The following is a 219-nucleotide window of genomic DNA, read 5'->3' as shown; positions in this document are numbered from 1 at the left end:
CCGAAAGGCGTAGTCGAAGGACAACAGGTCGAAATTCCTGTACCACCGTAAGCCGTTATGAGCAATGGGGGGACGCAGTAGGGTAGTGACGCGGACTGATGGATGTCCGTCCAAGCAGTAAGGCTGATGTGTAGGCAAATCCGCACATTGTAAGGCTGAGCTGTGATGGGGAGTGAAAATTACAGTAGCGAAGGTCATGATCTCACACTGCCAAGAAAA

Annotated in this window: 1 rRNA gene; it reads left to right on the top strand. The window is 51.1% G+C overall.

Annotated features, from left to right (window positions below):
• Window positions 1–219 (top strand): 23S ribosomal RNA (locus WFI24_RS34450); the annotation flags it as partial.

It is taken from the genome of Paenibacillus sp. USHLN196 (assembly GCF_037144955.1).
GTDB classification, from domain to species: Bacteria; Bacillota; Bacilli; order Paenibacillales; family Paenibacillaceae; genus Paenibacillus; species Paenibacillus xylanexedens_C.
Note: the sequence above shows the minus strand (reverse complement) of the source record. Positions and strands in the feature narration are given on the sequence as shown.